The organism is Sedimenticola sp. (assembly GCF_050289425.1).
In the GTDB taxonomy this organism is placed as follows: domain Bacteria; phylum Pseudomonadota; class Gammaproteobacteria; order Chromatiales; family Chromatiaceae; genus Sedimenticola.
In genome coordinates this window covers 39,036-56,870 of sequence record NZ_JBNKFS010000007.1, presented here as the reverse complement: position 1 = coordinate 56,870, position 17,835 = coordinate 39,036, and the positions used below count along the sequence as shown (strand labels likewise).

The 17,835-nt window shown below is 56.9% G+C and carries 16 protein-coding genes, 2 tRNA genes and 1 riboswitch; of the genes, 5 read left to right on the top strand and 13 right to left on the bottom strand.

From position 1 onward, the window contains the following. Positions 1–75 precede the first annotated feature (75 nt). The 3 genes from ACQY5R_RS06620 to pabB form a co-directional block, all read right to left on the bottom strand. Positions 76–1,908 (bottom strand): TonB-dependent receptor domain-containing protein, encoded by a 1,833-nt coding sequence (locus ACQY5R_RS06620; protein WP_428606053.1) that lies wholly within the window; start codon positions 1,906–1,908, stop codon positions 76–78. A gap of 192 nt (positions 1,909–2,100) precedes the next feature. Continuing rightward, positions 2,101–2,295, bottom strand: a riboswitch (cobalamin riboswitch). 97 nt (positions 2,296–2,392) lie between these two features. Beyond that, positions 2,393–3,220 (bottom strand): energy transducer TonB, encoded by an 828-nt coding sequence (locus ACQY5R_RS06615; protein WP_428606051.1) that lies wholly within the window; start codon positions 3,218–3,220, stop codon positions 2,393–2,395. Positions 3,221–3,233: 13 nt separating this feature from the next. Continuing rightward, on the bottom strand, positions 3,234–4,670 hold the full coding sequence (gene pabB / locus ACQY5R_RS06610; RefSeq protein WP_428606048.1) for an aminodeoxychorismate synthase component I: 1,437 nt from the start codon (positions 4,668–4,670) through the stop codon (positions 3,234–3,236). A 125-nt stretch (positions 4,671–4,795) separates the two neighbouring features. Here pabB and ACQY5R_RS06605 point away from each other — a divergent pair, with 125 nt between their 5' ends. After that, positions 4,796–5,368: a DNA-3-methyladenine glycosylase I gene (locus ACQY5R_RS06605; protein ID WP_428606046.1), complete on the top strand. Its 573-nt coding sequence runs from the start codon at positions 4,796–4,798 to the stop codon at positions 5,366–5,368. 77 nt (positions 5,369–5,445) lie between these two features. On the opposite strand, the gene ACQY5R_RS06600 is transcribed toward ACQY5R_RS06605, so the two are convergent. From ACQY5R_RS06600 to ACQY5R_RS06555, 10 genes are all read right to left on the bottom strand, one after another. After that, positions 5,446–5,522: transfer RNA gene (locus tag ACQY5R_RS06600), tRNA-Pro, on the bottom strand. A 66-nt stretch (positions 5,523–5,588) separates the two neighbouring features. Then, entirely contained in the window at positions 5,589–5,948 is a 360-nt protein-coding gene (locus tag ACQY5R_RS06595; RefSeq protein ID WP_029132688.1) for a MerR family transcriptional regulator, read from the bottom strand. Then, positions 5,929–6,228 (bottom strand): integration host factor subunit alpha, encoded by a 300-nt coding sequence (ihfA, locus tag ACQY5R_RS06590; protein WP_428606043.1) that lies wholly within the window; start codon positions 6,226–6,228, stop codon positions 5,929–5,931. Before ihfA ends, ACQY5R_RS06595 begins: the two co-directional genes overlap by 20 nt. A gap of 4 nt (positions 6,229–6,232) precedes the next feature. Then, positions 6,233–8,611 carry a phenylalanine--tRNA ligase subunit beta gene (gene pheT / locus ACQY5R_RS06585; protein WP_428606040.1) on the bottom strand — a complete coding sequence of 793 codons (2,379 nt, stop codon included), beginning with the start codon at positions 8,609–8,611 and terminating at the stop codon, positions 6,233–6,235. Positions 8,612–8,708: 97 nt separating this feature from the next. Beyond that, entirely contained in the window at positions 8,709–9,740 is a 1,032-nt protein-coding gene (gene pheS / locus ACQY5R_RS06580; RefSeq protein ID WP_428606038.1) for a phenylalanine--tRNA ligase subunit alpha, read from the bottom strand. Between the two features lie 140 nt (positions 9,741–9,880). After that, positions 9,881–10,240 carry a 50S ribosomal protein L20 gene (gene rplT, locus ACQY5R_RS06575; RefSeq protein ID WP_428606036.1) on the bottom strand — a complete coding sequence of 120 codons (360 nt, stop codon included), beginning with the start codon at positions 10,238–10,240 and terminating at the stop codon, positions 9,881–9,883. 18 nt (positions 10,241–10,258) lie between these two features. Beyond that, entirely contained in the window at positions 10,259–10,456 is a 198-nt protein-coding gene (gene rpmI / locus ACQY5R_RS06570) for a 50S ribosomal protein L35 (RefSeq protein WP_428606034.1), read from the bottom strand. 107 nt (positions 10,457–10,563) lie between these two features. Beyond that, entirely contained in the window at positions 10,564–11,055 is a 492-nt protein-coding gene (gene infC, locus ACQY5R_RS06565) for a translation initiation factor IF-3 (RefSeq protein ID WP_428606031.1), read from the bottom strand. 100 nt (positions 11,056–11,155) lie between these two features. Then, on the bottom strand, positions 11,156–13,066 hold the full coding sequence (thrS, locus tag ACQY5R_RS06560) for a threonine--tRNA ligase (protein WP_428606029.1): 1,911 nt from the start codon (positions 13,064–13,066) through the stop codon (positions 11,156–11,158). Positions 13,067–13,287: 221 nt separating this feature from the next. Then, positions 13,288–13,364 (bottom strand) — tRNA-Val (locus ACQY5R_RS06555). A 183-nt stretch (positions 13,365–13,547) separates the two neighbouring features. Here ACQY5R_RS06555 and ACQY5R_RS06550 point away from each other — a divergent pair. Genes ACQY5R_RS06550 through ACQY5R_RS06535 form a run of 4 tightly spaced genes read left to right on the top strand, consistent with a single transcriptional unit; the run spans position 13,548 to position 17,794 of the window. Continuing rightward, the gene (locus ACQY5R_RS06550) at positions 13,548–14,705 is read left to right on the top strand and encodes an efflux RND transporter periplasmic adaptor subunit (RefSeq protein ID WP_428606027.1); all 1,158 of its coding nucleotides are present in this window, start codon (positions 13,548–13,550) and stop codon (positions 14,703–14,705) included. Beyond that, positions 14,702–15,388: an ABC transporter ATP-binding protein gene (locus ACQY5R_RS06545; protein WP_428606025.1), complete on the top strand. Its 687-nt coding sequence runs from the start codon at positions 14,702–14,704 to the stop codon at positions 15,386–15,388. Before ACQY5R_RS06550 ends, ACQY5R_RS06545 begins: the two co-directional genes overlap by 4 nt. Beyond that, positions 15,388–16,593 carry an ABC transporter permease gene (locus tag ACQY5R_RS06540; RefSeq protein WP_428606022.1) on the top strand — a complete coding sequence of 402 codons (1,206 nt, stop codon included), beginning with the start codon at positions 15,388–15,390 and terminating at the stop codon, positions 16,591–16,593. The genes ACQY5R_RS06545 and ACQY5R_RS06540 overlap by 1 nt, the downstream gene beginning before the upstream one ends. A gap of 1 nt (position 16,594) precedes the next feature. Beyond that, the gene (locus ACQY5R_RS06535) at positions 16,595–17,794 is read left to right on the top strand and encodes an ABC transporter permease (protein ID WP_428606019.1); all 1,200 of its coding nucleotides are present in this window, start codon (positions 16,595–16,597) and stop codon (positions 17,792–17,794) included. Positions 17,795–17,835 lie beyond the last annotated feature (41 nt).

Here is a 17,835-nt window from a genome sequence, read left to right as displayed (position 1 = left end):
TAGTTACTCACTTTTCTATTCGCGTGATCTCCGCCCTGCCCACCCGAGACGATGAGTGAGCAGAACGATTATCCCCTATTTCGGTTGATACTGAACAGAGACAAACAGTTCACGCCCGCCAGTGTTATAGGTGCGAATCGTCTCATAGTCCCGGTCAAACAGGTTACGGACCTGTCCGCGCAGCGTCCAATCCCGGGTCAAGTGGTGAGCCACCCTGAGATCCACTACCCCAAAGCCGTCCGTCCTGAGGGTATTGGTGGTATTGCTGTAACTGTGGCTGCGTGCCTTCCAGGTGGCGCCCAATTCGGTGTTGCCGAAGGCCCGGTCGATATCCACCCGAACGGCCCGCTCATTGCGGTCGGTCAGCAGCTTATCCGTGGCACGATTACGCGGATCGAGCAGGGTCAGACTGCCGCTAACCTGCCAACCTGCCAGCTCGGTGCTGACACCGGCCTCCAAACCGTCAATCCTCGCCTGACTGACATTTTGCGGCTGATACACGAACGGGCTGATCTCAACCCACTCAATCAAGCCGTCGATATCGGTGCGGAAGAGATTGACGTTCCACTCACCCCACGCAGGTTTACCCCTGAGCGACAACTCGACGCTCTCCGACTCTTCCGGCGTCAAATTCGGATTGCCGCTCGAACCCCATGGATCCACATAGTAGAGGTCATTAAAGGTCGGCGCACGAAAGCCGGTACCATAGGAAGCCACCAACCGTATCGTCTCGGTTAAGGCCCTTCCCCAGGCGATATTGCCTGTGTTGGCACTGCCAAATGCTTCATTGTCATCGTGGCGTAATCCAATCACCAGATCGTTCTCGCCGAATGCCGTCTGATACTGGACAAACAGCGCCTTATTGTCGCGCTGATTGACACTGTAGGCACTGGTGCCTTCGACCTGATCCCGCAAAAAATCAACGCCAACGGTGAGGATACTCTCTTCGCTGAGCGCCACATCGTTTTGCCAGGCGATCTGGCTCCGTTTGGTATTGAAGAAGGAGCTGAAACCGCTGTTGACGAAGTTGGTTGTCTCATCCCGACTTTCGCCGAGTATGAATGACATATCCCAGGCTTCGGTGGGTGAGTACTCCAGCTTGCCATTCACCGCCCGTTGCAGGAAGTCGGTATCGTATAAATTGCTGGCGCCCCAGGCGCTGTCGTATTCATTCTCGCCCTTTGCCTGTAATGCGCTAAAGCTGAGCTTAAGACCGTTCTCAAAACGGTAGCCGAGGTGACCGGAGATGGAACGATTCTGATAACCGTCCTTATCCGGATTATTGTTTTTCAACGCCGTAAAACCATCCGTTTCAAGATCGGCCAAATCGATACCGTAATCCAGGTTACCCTGACTACCGTTGACCCCCAGTGCCACCCTTCGGGTATTGTGTGAGCCATATTCCGCCTCGGCATTGATCTGCCCACCGCTTGCCCCCTTTTTAGTAAATATCTGGATCACCCCTCCCATAGCATCAGCGCCATAGAGTTGGGAGCGCGGCCCCCGGACGATCTCGATACGCTCGACCTGTGCCAACGGTATATCTTGAATCGCTGTCAGGCCCAGGGTGGCGGAACCGACACGTACACCGTCAATCAATATCAACACCTGTTTCGAGTCGGTACCACGTAGGCGGATACCGGTTGCCTTGCCCAGTCCGCCATTGCTGCTGATGGTGAGTCCCTGTGAGCCATCGAGCAGTTGGGTGAGATCTTTGGCTTGGCTGTGCAGAATATCTTCATGGGTTATCACGGTGACAGCGGCCAACGTCTCATCGATGCTCTGAGCCATCCGATTGGCGGTTACGTTCACCCTGTCAAGTGATGTGGCGGCATGGGTCGCCCCCAGCGGCAGCGCCAGGGCGAGGCTGGATAGAATTATCGATGGATACGGTTTATTGCGGATCATTGTTGGGTCTCTCCGTTACTCCACAGAGGGAGTGCATTTGGAACAAATGCAGGGCGGAAAAGAGAGACTTGCGAATGCCGAGAAGATCTCACGAATCTCAACAGCGGGACTGCATACAAGTACAGGTATTTCCGACCTGCCTGAATGCGTCAGCTAACGGAAGACCGCTCTACTGAATACCCCGTTCGGTAGAAATGCGACGCATGAAAGGCAGGTTTCCTGACTTGCAGATCGACACCCGATGTCGCCTTCCCAATCGTTGGATCAGTGGCTTCGTGAAACCGGATTACTTGCTTACAGTTGCGAGGACAGTCGAGGAGTTGCCTGGATCAGGCTCACCTTGTTCCCTATTAACCCTTAACGGGCACCTTTCAGAGGCGGCTATTTTAAGCCAAGTTGAAAAATCCACAAGGGAATTTACTCCCCATAGAATATTCGGCCATGCAGGTATTCGCTGTTTTGGGCGCTGTTTTCCATCCAGCCGTCAATTCATGGCAAAACGGATAGGTAATTGAAACTCCCACTGATCGCGGCCCAGTTGGGGGGGAATCCGCTTAAAACGCCCCAGATCCAAAACCGCCCGGGAAGCGGCCCGGTCCAGAATCGACCAGTGGGAACTGCTGACGATCTCTACGTTGGCGATGGTACCGTCCTTAAGCACAGTGAACAGCACCCTGACCTCACCCTCATAACCCTTTTTGCGCGCCCGCAACGGGTAGCGTTTGTGCCTTTCTATGGCAGCCACCAAATCATCCATGTAAGACTGTTCAATCTGATTCAGCTCCCCTTCCCGCTGCTTTGACGCGATATCAGAGCGGTGTGAGTCTGTGGCCAGCGCAGGACCGGAGGAACCGGTCTGCGACAGCTCCGACACTGCCTCAAGGGGCGAATCGGCCTGTTTCGCCGATTCCGCTATGTCTTGCGTTGTCGGCGGCAGGGGCTGCTTCTGCTGCACGGAGGAAGCGGCCGCCGGCGGTTGCTTTTCTACACGACCGGATGCGCTGGGTGCTTGAGTGGCAGGTGACGTCCGGGGCAGCCTCGGCTGTCTGGGCGGCGGTACGGGTTCGATCGCTTTCGGCGTCAACGGCCCCGCCACCCGAACAGTCGGCTTTTGTGGTGATACGCTCACTTCAGTCGAGGGCGGCTCCGGCACATTCGGTAAGCTGTTTTTGCCACGCACAACGGCAACCTTCACGCCCTTGCCCGGAGCGGCCGCTTCCGACCGCTCTTGCAACGTAACGCTACCCAAATAGAAAAAAACTGTTCCGTGGGCCAGTAGTGACAGAAACACACTGACCATGCGCGCTGACATGAGTTTCTTCAATTCAACCGTTTATCAAGTCCTGGAAAGCCGCATCTTGGGCGCGTCCAGGGAGTGAATGGTCAGGTTGCAATAGCTGGAGCATCGCCTTTGCCTTGTGAAAGGTTTCCTGATACTCGGCTTCCATTTCCGAGTCTGCTACCAGACCACCACCTGCCCAAAAGCGCATCCTACCATCAATATGCACCAGCGTGCGTATAGCGATATTGGTGTCCATTTGGCCGTCGAATCCGATATAGCCGATCGAGCCGCAATAGACACCGCGCCGCTCCGGCTCCAACTGTTCAATGATCTCCATCGCCCGCAATTTCGGCGTTCCGGTGATGGAGCCACCAGGGAAACAGCCCCGCAGCAGATCCAGCGTATCCCGATTCGATGCCAGCCGACTGTTAATAACGGAGACCAGATGATGCACCGTAGCATAGCTCTCCAAACCGAAAAGTTGGCTAACCTCGACACTGCCCAGGGCACTGGATTTACTCAGATCATTTCGCAACAGATCCACAATCATCAGGTTTTCCGCCCGATCCTTGCTACTCTCCTGTAGCCGCTTCCGCAGCAACAGATCCTCCCCGGGGTCCGCACCGCGCGGCACTGTCCCCTTGATCGGCCGGGTCTCCACCAAACCGTTCCTGACCTTGAGGAACCGCTCCGGTGATGAGCAGAGCACCTGCACCGCCGGCGTGTTGAGATAGGCCGAAAACGGTGCCGGATTGAGCCTCCGCAACTGCTGGTACGCCTGCCAGGGATCGCCCTCGGTCGTGACGGAAAAACCTTGCGCCAAATTCACCTGATAGCAGTCCCCTTCCAATATATAGCGCTGTACCTGCCGAAAGGCGTCCGCATACTGCTGCCGGGTCATATTGGATGAGAGGGTCCCTGTCACCTTGAAGGGAGCCGTTTTCGTGTGGGTACCGGGACGGCTGAAACGCTCCTCCAATTGCGTCCACTGTAGCCTTGTACGCGGGTCAAACCCGCTACCGGCCAACCAACTGCGCTGCTCCAGGTGATCCACCACCACCGCCCAGTCATAGATTCCGATGGCCATCTCCGGCAATGACTCCCTATCCCGCGCCTTTACCGGTAATCGTTCAAGCAAGCGTCCCAAGTCATAGGAGAAGTAACCCAACGCGCCACCATAAAAGGGCAATGGACCGGCCTGTTCCGCCGGATACCGTTTAAGTAACGACTGCAACAGTCGCAACGGATCCTCATTTGTCGTAGTACGAGCGCCATCCGCTGCAATCACCTCCGTCTGCCCATTGCGGGTCACCAGAGACAACATTGGATTCTCTACTATCAGGTCATAGCGGGCCTGATTGCCGATTCGGTCTCCACTATCCAGCAGTATCGACCAAGGCTCACCGGCAATCGGGGCAAACAGCCTCGAGGTATCGGACAGGTAGGGAAGTTCCTGCAGCAGTGGGATCGACTGACTCATTATCGGAGATGGATAAGGGGTATGAAAACGGTTCACAAGTTAGTTCAGGCCGGGCAGTATATCATCAGCCGTCATATCCGCCGGGTCTTAACCGGTGGATCACCCACATTCCATAGGAAAGCGACATGTCCCACCCTCTCCACCGTTGCGAATGGGCCGGAACGGACCCACTCTATCAGCAGTATCACGATCAGGAGTGGGGTGTCCCCTGCCGGGATGATCGCACGCTGTTTGAATTCCTGATCCTGGAAGGTGCACAGGCCGGACTTTCCTGGATCACCGTTCTGCGGAAACGGCAACGCTATCTTCAGGTCTACGATCAGTTTGATGCGGAAAAGATCGTCCGCTACAGCCCGCGCAAGATCGAGCAACTCCTGGCTGACCCCGGCATCATTCGCAATCGACTGAAAGTTATGGCCAGCATTAATAATGCCCGGTTATTCCTTGATATTAAAGATGAATTTGGTGATTTTTCATCCTTCATCTGGCGTTTTGTCAACGACCGGCCAATTATTAATCATTGGCCATCCCTGAACGCGGTACCCGTCACCACCCCTGAATCCGATGCCATGTCCAAAGAGCTGAAGCGGCGTGGCTTCAAATTTGTCGGTAGTACCATCTGCTATGCCTATATGCAGGCTGTTGGCATGGTCAACGACCACACGGTCAACTGTTATCGTCACCGGGAACTCTGTTGAAGCGTCGACAAAATTTCCACGACGGAGCGCCTGTTACAACATAAAAAAGGGATGCCTAATCGGCATCCCTTTTTGATTGGTCGGGCGGACAGGATTTGAACCTGCGACCACTTGTCCCCCAGACAAGCACGCTACCAGACTGCGCCACCGCCCGAAAACTGAGCGCGCATACTAGGCGGTATGCACCCCGTTGTCAATGCTGCCCTGAGCCACCCGGGAGTCAGCGCTTGAGTATCTGCAGCACCTCTTCCAACTCTGCCCGCAGCTGCCGGGCTATCTGATGACTTTGGTCCTGATCATCCTTGGCGCCCTCTCCGGAAAGCTGCTGCCGCGCACCGCCAATAGTGAACCCCTGGTCATAAAGCAGGCTGCGTATCTGGCGAATCATCAGTACGTCGTGACGTTGATAATAGCGACGATTGCCGCGCCGCTTGATCGGCTTCAGCTGCGTAAACTCTTGCTCCCAGTAACGCAGCACATGAGGCTTGACGCCGCACAGCTCGCTTACTTCACCAATGGTGAAATAACGTTTACCGGGTATCGCCGGCAGATCGGCAGTATTACTGCTTGCTTCCAGCATAAGCTTCGACCCTCGCCTTCAATTTTTGACCCGGGCGGAATGTGACCACTCTGCGTGCCGAAATCGGGATCTCTTCACCGGTCTTTGGATTTCGTCCAGGGCGCTCCTTCTTTTCACGCAGATCGAAGTTACCGAATCCGGACAACTTAACCTGGGCCCCTTCTTGCAGTGAAATGCGCACTTTCTCAAAAAACATTTCAACCATCTCCTTGGCTTCCCGTTTGTTCAGGCCAAGTTCATCAAAAAGTTTTTCGGCAATATCCGCCTTGGTCAAAGCCATATGTTCAATCTCTCAGTTGTGCGTTGTAGCGATCCGTGAGCGCAGTGATCACTTGCGCCATCACGCTTTCCACTTTTTCATCGGTAAGAGTGTGGGAACTTTCCTGTAAAATCAAGCCCAAAGCGAGACTTTTTCGTCCTGAGTCTACCTTTTCACCAGTATAGACATCAAAAAGCAGGATTTCTCTCAGAATTTCCGGCACGGTTTCACTAATTGTCTGACGAATCGCATCAAATTCGACGCCCTGATCCACCACAATCGCGATATCACGACGAATGGACGGATATTTGGAAAGGGTCTGGAAGGCCGGCAAACGCCCCTCCAAGAGGCTGTTTACGCCGATTTCGAACAGGTATACCGCACCGGTCAGGTCGAGTTTACGCTCCAACTCCGGGTGCAGCTTGCCAATCCAGCCGACAGATTCACCCTGGCGAAGCACCTGTGCACTCTGTCCCGGATGCAAGGCACTGTGCTCAGACACGCTGAACTCAAAGGCTTCCGGACAACCGGTCAGGGCGAACAGGGCCTCCAGGTCCGCCTTCAGGTCGAAGAAGTCTGCTGCGCGCGCCGGTGCTCCCCATGCCTCTGGCGCCGCCGCACCAGAAATGAGCCCAGCAATCATTAATTCTTGTTTAATTTCATTATCTTGCTTAATAAACCTAAGGCCTGACTCGAAGATTCTGACGCGGGATTGTTGGCGCGACTGGTTATACATGGCCGTCTGCAGCAGACCAGCCCAGAGCGTAGTACGCATGATGGACATATCCGATGAGATCGGATTGGCCAACACCACCGTGTCATGGCCCGAGTCGACCAGGTCGTGCATCTCTTTACTGATAAAGCTGTAGGTAATCGCCTCCTGATAATCCCGATCCACTAACAGCTGTTTGGCGCGCTGCAGACTAAAGGTAACTTCCGGCTCCGCCCGCATGACCGTAGCGGCCGCGCTGCGCCGGGTGGGAATACGCGTGTAACCGTAGATCCGCCCTACCTCTTCGATCAGATCCTCCTCGATACTGATATCGAAGCGGCAACTGGGGGCTGTCACTTTCCACCCCTCCTCGACCGCCTCAACCTGCATCTCCAGACGGGTCAGGATATCGGCAATGGTCGCATCGTCCACTTCCAAGCCCAGCACCCGCGCCACCCGCTTGCGGCGCAATAGGATTTCGGGGCGCAGTTCGATATAGCCCTCTTCCGACGACTCCGCCACGGGTCCCGGCTCACCGCCGGTGATCGACAACAGGAGCTGGGTGGCACGCTCAATGGCACGCCGCTGCAGTTGGGGATCGACTCCACGTTCAAAACGGTGTGAGGAGTCGGTATGCAGTCCGTAGCTGCGGGCTTTGCCGGTGATCATGGTAGGGGCAAAAAAGGCACTCTCCAGCAGGATATCCCGCGTGGTCTCACTGACCCCGGAATGTTCGCCCCCCATGATACCGGCCATCGCTACCGGTTTGGCCTGATCGGCAATCACCAACGTATCACTACGCAGGCTGATCTCCTGGCCATCCAGCAAAACCAGCTTTTCGCCTTCATCCGCCATGCGCACCCGGATGCCGCCCTCCAGCTCGGCCAGGTCGAAGCCGTGCATCGGTTGGCCCAACTCAAGCATCACATAGTTGGTCACATCGACGACCGGGCTAATGGACCGCAGGTCGCTACGCCGCAGCCGCTCCTGCATCCACAGCGGCGTCTCAGCGGCGGGATTGATGTTGCGCACAACCCGACACAGGTAGCGAGGGCACCCCTGCGGGGCCTCCAGAGAGACCGGGAAACAGTCCTCATGTGTCGCGGCAACCGGTTCCATGGCAGGAGGGGTAACCGGTGTACGGTTGATCACACCCACTTCCCTGGCGATGCCGGCCAGACCCAGGCAATCCCCCCTATCCGGCGTCAGGTCCACATCGATCGCCTGATCGTTGAGGGAGAGGTAATCGCGGAAATCCGTGCCCACCGGCGCATCGTCAGCCAGCGGCAAAATACCGTCCGAAGAGGCCGCCAGACCCAGTTCCGATGCGGAACAGATCATGCCCTGTGACTCCACACCACGCAGTTTGGCGCGCTTAATCTTAAAATTGCCGGGCAACAGGGCGCCGATGACCGCTACCGGGACCTTAAGCCCTGCCGCCACATTGGATGCGCCACAGACAATCTGCAAAGGCTCAGCCGCACCGACATGGACGGTACAGAGGCTGAGTTTGTCGGCATTAGGGTGCGACTCCCGAGTCAGGACTTCACCGACCACAACCCCCTCAAAGGTGCCGGCGACCGGCTCAACCGAATCCACTTCCAGACCTGCCATACTGAGCTGATCCGCCAGTTCAGTGGTCGAAACCGCTGGATTGACCCACTCACGCAACCAGGCTTCACTGAATTTCATAATCTCTTATCCAATCCTGAAGGGCACGACCGATTGATGATCAGGTCGCACCGAAAATCGTTTAATTCTGCCACCTTTGAGACAGCAAACCGGCCGCTCAAGCAAATTGCCGGAGAAACCTCAAATCATTCTCAAAAAATAGCCGTAAGTCATTGACACCATAACGTAACATGGTCAGCCTCTCCACTCCCATACCGAAGGCGTATCCAGTATATTTCTCACTATCGATGCCGACATGACGGAACACTTCGGGGTGTACCATGCCGCAACCCAGCACCTCTAACCAGCCGGTATGGCTACAGACACGACAGCCATCACCGCCGCACATGACGCACTCGATATCCACCTCAGCCGAGGGTTCGGTAAAGGGGAAGTAGGAAGGACGGAAGCGAATCTTCAGATCGCGCTCAAAGAAGCTCTGCAGGAAGTCATACAGCACCCCTTTCAAGTCGGCGAAGGAGACATTTTCATCCACCAGCAGACCTTCCACCTGGTGGAACATCGGGGTATGGGTCAAATCGGAGTCACAGCGATAGACGCGGCCCGGCGCAATGACCTTCAGCGGCGGTCCGGCATTCTCCATGGTACGAATCTGCACCGGCGAGGTATGGGTACGCAGAAGCAGATGCGCGTCAAAATAAAAGGTGTCGTGCATAGCACGTGCCGGGTGATGCGCGGGAATATTCAGCGCTTCGAAGTTATGGTAGTCGTCTTCAATCTCCGGCCCCTCTTCGATGGCGAAGCCAGCGCGCGAAAACAGATCCTCAATACGCTGTAGCGTTCGCGTCACCGGGTGCAATCCACCCTGCCCCATGCCCCGTCCCGGCAAGGTCACGTCGATACGCTCGGAACCGAGACGCGACACCAGTTCCTGCTGCTCCAGCAGGGCACGACGCTGCTCAATAGTCTCTTGCAGCGCCTGCTTGGCCTTATTGATGGCTTGCCCGGCCAACGGGCGTTCCTCAGCCGGGAGTTTTCCCAACTGCTTGAGCTGTGCCGTGAGTAAGCCGTTTTTGCCGAGAAAGCGCACCCGCACCTCGTCCAGTGCCGTCAGTTTCTCCGCCGCCGCGATCAGGCCAGTCGCCTCATCCACCAGCTTAGCAAGTTCGATATTGGATTCAGAATCCATCAAAAGGGTCCTCATCTGGAATCAGTGCCAGGGATCATACGAACTGAACACTGCCACAAAACAAAAGGGGAAAGACCTAAAGGCCTTTCCCCTGTCGTTGTCACACATAGGCGGCGGAATTTCCGCGCCATGACAAGCTATCAGCTGGAGAGACTGGCCTTGGCCTGTTCTGCCAGGGCGCTAAACGCCGGCTTGTCAAAGATAGCCAGATCGGCCAGCATCTTGCGGTCGATCTCCACACCCGCCTTCTTCAGACCGTTGATCATACGGCTGTAAGAGAGACCGTTGTTGCGGGCACCGGCATTGATACGGGCAATCCAGAGTGCACGAAACTGGCGTTTCTTCTGGCGACGATCACGGTAGGCATATTGACCAGCCTTGATCACCGCCTGCTTGGCTACACGGAAAATCTTCCGACGGGCACCGTAATAACCTTTGGCCGCTTTAAGCACTTTTTTGTGTCGGGCGTGTGCTTGTACACCACGTTTTACGCGAGGCATCTGTTCAGTCTCCTAGGCTTAAGCGTATGGGATCATACGACGGGCAACGGCCACGTCGGCTTTGTGCAGTTGTGCAGGACAACGCAGTTGGCGCTTACGCTTGGTGCTCTTTTTCGTCAGGATGTGACGACGGTGGGACTGACCGCGTTTGATGGCGCCATTACCGGTTACTTTGAACCGTTTTGCAGCGCCACGATTTGTCTTAATCTTTGGCATTACTTGTAACTCCGCTATTTAACCCGCCGATCGGGGTCGACATCCGGAACCCATGCGGCTCTGAAATGACAACCTGTCTCGATCCTTGGATCTCGATTTTAAGATACTTACTTTTTGGGACGCAGAACCATCACCATCTGCCGGCCTTCCATCTGAGGCTGCTGCTCAACTTCACCGTACTCAGACAGATCTGCCTCAACACGTTGCAGCAACTCCAGACCGAGTTCCCGATGGGCATGTTCACGACCGCGGAACCGCATGGTTACCTTGGTCTTGTCCCCGTCATTCAGGAAACGTATCAGGTTGCGTAGTTTGACCTGATAATCCCCTTCACCAGTCCCTGGCCTGAATTTGATCTCCTTAACCTGCGCCTGCTTCTGCTTTTTCTTAGCCGCAGACTTCTGCTTCTTCGCCTCGAAAACGAATTTGCCGTAATCCATCACCCGACAAACAGGTGGTTCGGCGTTCGGCTGGATCTCAACCAGATCCAGATTACTTTCTGCAGCGACAGACATGGCCTCGTCTATTGAGACAATCCCTATCTGTTCGCCATCGGCGCCGATCAGTCGGACTTCACGGACATCGATCTCATCGTTCATCCGATTTCTTTTTGGTGCAGCGATAACTCAGTTCCTCCACAGAACCAAAGCCTACCAACACAAAAAGCACCGATAACCGGTGCTTTCAACTGGTAAGCCTTTAATTTGAACGGCGGCTGATTTCGTCCTGCAGGCGTTGTGAGAAATCCTCGATGCTCATGCTACCGAGATCTTCACCGCTGCGTGTGCGGACGGCCACTGTCCCCTCTTCCATCTCGCGGTCGCCCACCACCAACAGGTAGGGAACTTTTGCCAGAGTATGTTCGCGAATTTTAAAGCCGATCTTCTCGTTTCTCAAGTCTATTTGTACCCGGAAGCCCTGATTATCCAGGATTTCGGACACTTTTTTCACATATTCGGCCTGTCGGTCGGTAATATCCATGATCACCGCCTGTTTCGGCGCCAGCCAGAGCGGCAAGGCACCCGCCGACTCCTCGATCAAAATACCGATAAAACGCTCCAGCGAACCGAGTATCGCCCGGTGCAGCATCACCGGTACCTGGCGGCTGTTATCGTCGGCGATATAACTGGCATCCAGTCGGCCCGGCATAGAGAAGTCGACCTGCATGGTGCCGCACTGCCAGACCCGACCCAGGCAGTCACGCAGGGAGAAATCGATCTTCGGGCCATAGAAAGCGCCCTCACCCGGCTGGATCTGCCAATCCAGATCCTTGGCGTTCAACGCTTGCTCCAGCGCCCGCTCCGCTTTATCCCACACTTCATCGCTGCCGACCCGCTTTTCTGGGCGGGTGGAGAGCGCAATCTGGATATCGCTGAAGCCGAAATCGGCATAGACCTCAAACAGGAGATCGACAAAGGCCGACACTTCGGCCTGGATCTGGTCTTCGGTACAGAAGATATGGGCGTCATCCTGGACGAAGTTGCGTACCCGCATCAGGCCGTGCAGGGTACCGCTCGCCTCGTTGCGATGGCAGGAACCGAATTCCGCGAGACGCAGCGGCAGATCACGGTAACTCTTCAGCCCCTGATTGAACACCTGTACATGGCAGGGGCAGTTCATGGGCTTGATGGCGAAATCCCGCTCTTCCGAATTGGTGGTAAACATATCGGCCCGGTACTTATCCCAATGCCCGGACTTCTCCCACAGACTGCGGTCGACGATCTGCGGGGTACGGATCTCCCGGTAACCGGCCTTCCTGATCTTGTTGCGGATGTACTGCTCCACTTCGCGGTAGATGGTCCAGCCGTTGGGGTGCCAGAACACCATACCGGGCGCCTCTTCCTGGATATGGAACAGGTCCTGTGCCTTGCCGAGCTTGCGGTGATCCCGCTTCTCCGCCTCTTCCAACCGGTGCAGGTAAGCCTTCAGGTCTTTCTTGTCCCGCCAGGCGGTGCCATACACCCGCTGCAGCATCTCGTTGTCCGAGTTGCCGCGCCAGTAGGCGCCGGCCAGTTTCATCAATTTAAACGCCTTCAGACACCCGGTACTGGGCACATGGGGTCCACGACAGAGATCGGTAAACTCCCCCTGGGTATAGAGTGAGAGATCCTCGTTGGCCGGGATCGATTCGATGATCTCCGCCTTGTACAGCTCCCCCAGGTCACGAAAGAACTTGACCGCTTCATCACGTGACATCACAGAGCGGGTAACAGGCAGATCGGCCTTCACCAGCTCCTTCATCTTCTCTTCGATCGCCTTCAGATCTTCAGGTGTGAAGGGGCGCTCAAAGGAGAAGTCGTAATAAAACCCATCCTCGATCGTAGGGCCGATGGTGACTTGAGCGGTGGGAAACAGCTGTTTGACCGCCTGGGCCAAAAGATGGGCCGTGGAGTGACGGATCACATCCAGCCCTTCGGCATCCCGATCGGTGATGATCGCCAGCTGGCTGTCCCGCTCGATCAGGTAGCGGGTATCCACCAACCGATCGTCTACGCGTCCGGCGAGAGCGGCCTTGGCCAGGCCGGGGCCAATGGAGGCGGCCACATCGTGAACAGTAACCGGATTGTCGAAGCTCCGCTGGGAGCCGTCTGGGAGGGTAATGACTGGCATCGATTCTCTCTCTCAGTGGTGACCCATACGAGAGGCCACATGAATTAACACGGATCTTCATGATCCACACAATTTGACATGCCGCGCATGCCGCCGATACTGACCGGGGTTTCTATTTTAGCATCGCGGATAGGCGAAATCCGCCCCACACCCGCACTTACCCGTGCTTCACCGGACAAGACAAAAAAGCCTCCGTGTTTAGCGGAGGCTTTTCTGAGTGTTGGTAGGCGCGATCGGATTCGAACCAACGACCCCTACCATGTCAAGGTAGTGCTCTAACCAACTGAGCTACGCGCCTGTAAAAGAGCGCGAATAATACACGCTGTTCGACAGGTAGTGCAAGCGGGAAAAATCAGATCTGATAGCAGGCAGGATAAATATAAGAATTGATTAAGCACCGGTTGCAAGGCTATATAACTACAGGCAGGCTAACACTGCTGTCGAACGCATCTGCAATTAGGGTTAAACCAAGGATATCGTTGTGACGTTCAAACACAAGCCACTTATTCTGTTACTGCTCTTTGTATCGATAGCGGCCATGGCCATCTGGTATGTCAGCCGCCCCAAACCCCTCTCTGTCACTACCGCTCAAGCGGATATCGGCCTGGTTGAAAAAACCGTGGCCAACACCCGTGCCGGTACAGTCAAGGCGTGCCGACGGGCCAAGTTATCACCCGGTACCGGCGGCCAGATCGCCCAACTGGATATCCACGAAGGCGACCAAGTCAAACAGGGGAAATTGCTGCTACAGCTCTGGAACAAAGACCTGATGGCCCAGATCAAATTAAGCGAATCGGAGGCCCGGGCCACCACGGCCAGTGCCCGCGCGGCCTGCCTGCAGGCAGAGGTCTCCCGCCGCGAAGCGGACCGCATGCAGCGCCTGCATAAAAAAGGGGTGGTGTCCGAAGAGGCAATCGACAAGGCCCTGACCGAGGCGCAGGCGCGCCAAGCGGATTGCGAATCCGCCAACGCCTCTTCCCGGGTAGCCTCCGACCGGGTGGAGGTGAACCGCAGTTATCTGGAACGGACCCAGCTGTTTGCCCCGTTTGACGGGATCGTCGCTGAGATCAACGGTGAGCTGAATGAATATGTCACCCCTTCACCGCCCGGTATCGCCACCCAGCCGGCCGTCGACCTGATCGATAACTCCTGCTTCTACATGGAGGCGCCGATCGACGAGGTGGACGCCGCGCATATCGAAATCGGTCAGACAGCCCGGGTCACCTTGGATGCCTTTGACAAACAGGCCTTCCCCGGCAAGGTGCGACGTATCGCCGCCTATGTGCTGGACCAGGAGAAGCAGGCGCGCACCGTCGACGTAGAAGTGGAATTCAGCAATCCGGAAGATATCCGTAAGCTGCTGGCCGGCTACTCCGCGGATGTGGAAATCATTCTCGATGGGAATCCCACCGCTTTACGCATCCCTACGGAAGCGGTGGTGGAAGAGAATCAGGTCTACCTATTGTCGACAGATAGTGGTCTGGTCGAGAAAAGAACCATTAAAACCGGCCTCTCAAACTGGGATTACACGGAAGTGACCGACGGTCTGCAGGATGGGGATCAAGTGATCACCTCGGTAGATCTGGAGGGACTCGAAGCGGGGGTGGCGGCTATCCGCAAGGAGAGCAAGACACAATGATCCGGCTCGAACAGATCAACCGCAGTTTTATGGTGGGTGACGAGACGGTGCATGCGCTACGTGATATCAACCTGGAGATGAACGCGGGTGACTACCTCTCCATTATGGGCCCCTCCGGTTCGGGCAAATCCACCTTGTTAAATATATTGGGTCTGTTGGATAAACCGGACAGCGGCCACTACTACCTGGAAGGAACCGATACCACGACGTTGGATGAAACAGAACAGGCAGTGGCTCGGCGCGACCATATCGGCTTTGTCTTTCAATCCTTTCACCTCATCCCCCGCCTCACTGCGGCACAGAATATCGAACTACCGCTGATGCTGGCCGGAGTCGATACCGCGGAGCGAACGCACAAGGTCGCCACCGTCATGGCGCAGCTCGGGCTGACCGAACGGGCCAAGCACCGCCCGGACCAGCTCTCCGGAGGCCAGCGCCAGCGCGTGGCCATTGCCCGGGCGACCATCATGCAGCCGGCCCTGCTGTTAGCGGATGAACCCACCGGAAACCTGGACAAACATTCCGGCGACGAGGTCATTCAGACCCTGGAGCAACTCAACCGGCGAGGGATCACCCTGGTGGTCGTGACCCATGATCCGGAGATCGGCGGCCGCGCTTCACGCCGGATTCGCATGGTGGATGGTGCCATTGACGGCGATCATCACGTCACGGACGTGGCCTGATGCGCCTGGAGGACGCCTTCAGCTTCGGACTGCGCGCCCTCTCCGGGGCACGCAGCCGCACCGGCCTGATGCTGTTGGCCATGGCGATCGGCGTCGCTTCGGTGGTACTCCTGACCGCCCTGGGGGAAGGGGCCAGACGTTTTGTCGCCAACGAGTTCTCCAGTCTCGGCTCCCATCTGGTGATCGTCATCCCCGGTAAGATCGAGACAACCGGCGACACGCCGCCACTGGTCGGAGGAACCCCCCGGGATCTGACTCTGGAAGACGCCCTGGCGGTGCAGCGCAGCAGCGCCATTCAACGGGTCGCCCCGTTGGTTCTGGGCGCCGCCCCCATCTCCCACCGCCAGTTGGAACGCGATATCACGGTCCTGGGTTCTACGTCCGCGCTGATGCCGGTACGTAATATGGAGTTGGCCCGCGGCAAATTTCTGCCCGAGATCGACCCCACGCGGGAAAGCGCCGTCACCGTGCTCGGCGACAAGTTAAAAAAGGAGTTATTCGGCAACAGCCGGGCAGTCGGCGAGTGGGTGCGTATCCACGACCGGCGCTTTCGGGTCATCGGGGTGTTAAAACCGCTGGGTGAATCCCTCGGCATGGATGTGGGCGATATCGCCGTTATCCCGGTAGCCTCGGCGCAAAGCCTGTTCAACACCGAGGGGCTGTTCCGGATCCTGGTGCAGGCGGACGGACGTGAAGCGGTCCCTCGCGCCCAGCAGGCGGTGATCGACATCATCAAAAAACGCCACGACGACGACGAAGACATCACCGTCATTACCCAGGACGCCCTGCTCGCCACCTTTGACAGCATCTTCCGTTCACTCACCTACACGGTGTCCGGCATCGCCTCCATCAGTCTGGCGGTGGCGGGCATCCTGATCATGAATGTGATGCTGGTAGCGGTTTCACAACGCACCGCAGAGATCGGCCTGCTGAAAGCACTAGGCGGGAGAAGTGGTGAAATCATGCTGCTGTTTCTGATTGAAGCCGGATTGCTCTCGGCAACCGGCTCGGCCATTGGGATCGTAATCGCCTATGGCGGTGTCTGGATCATGGGACAGATCTACCCTGATTTCCCGCTGGCGATCCCGCTCTGGGCGTTAACCGCCGCGCTGGGCATCTCACTAGCTACCGGCCTGCTGTTCGGTATCCTGCCCGCCCGGCATGCCGCCCGGCTGGACCCGGTCGTCGCCCTGGCGGGCCGCTGATATGTTGACCCGCGACTTTATTGCCCTCTCCCTGAGTTCGGTACGTTTTCACCGTACCCGCAGCCTGCTGACCGCGCTGGGTATCGCCGTTGGGATCGCAGCCGTGGTGCTGCTCACTTCGATTGGCGAAGGCATCAACAAGTTCGTGCTCGCCGAGTTCACCCAGTTTGGCACCAACCTGGTGGCCGTTAACCCGGGCAAGTCGGCGACATTCGGCATCTCCGGGGCTCTTGTCAACAGCGTCCGCCCCCTCAGCCTGGACGATGCCGGGACCCTCGCCCGCCTCCCCCACATCGAAGCGGTGGTACCGATGGTGCAGGGAAATGCCGCGGTGGAGTCGAGCCAGCGGTCCCGCCGCACTTACGTATATGGCGTAAGCGAGTCTGTACCCGCCGTCTGGCAGATGAAACCAGCGCTGGGACGCTTCCTGCCCGCGGATGATCCACGCTTTGCCCGCTCGTTTGTCGTACTGGGCAGCAAGATTCGTGATGAACTGTTCAAGCAGGAGAACCCGCTGGGCGAGCGGGTGCGCATTGGCGGCGAAAGTTTCCGGGTGATTGGCGTGATGGAGTCGAAAGGCCAACTACTCGGCTTCGACCTGGACGACGCCGTCTACATCCCCACCCATAAGGCGATGGCCCTGTTCGACCAGGAAGGGTTGATGGAGATCGATCTGCTATATCGAGCCGGCATCGACAGCACGGTGATTGCAGACCAGGTGAAACAGCATTTGATCGCACGCCATGGCAATGAAGATTTCACTATCACCACTCAGGACCAGATGTTGGAAACCCTCGGCTCGGTGCTCAATATCCTGACCCTGGCGGTGGGAGCCCTGGGTGGCATCTCCTTGCTGGTGGGTGGAGTCGGCATCCTCACAATCATGACCATATCGGTCAACGAACGCATCGCCGAAGTGGGACTATTGCGGGCACTGGGAGCACAGAAAAACCAAATCCTCTGGCTCTTCCTGGGTGAAGCGGTAGTGCTATCCAGCCTGGGAGGATTGGCCGGCCTGGTGATCGGCACCGGCGGTGCGGGGCTGTTGCACGCCGCTATTCCAGCACTACCGACCCACACATCCTGGAGCTATGTCCTGGCGGCAGAGTGTGTCGCCGCCGTGATCGGACTGGCAGCCGGCGTCATGCCGGCTTGGCGGGCCGCCCGGCTCGACCCGATTGAGGCGCTGCGAACAGAGTAACCGGGCTCGGTTGACTTCCCGCCGGATAGAGGCTAAAAACC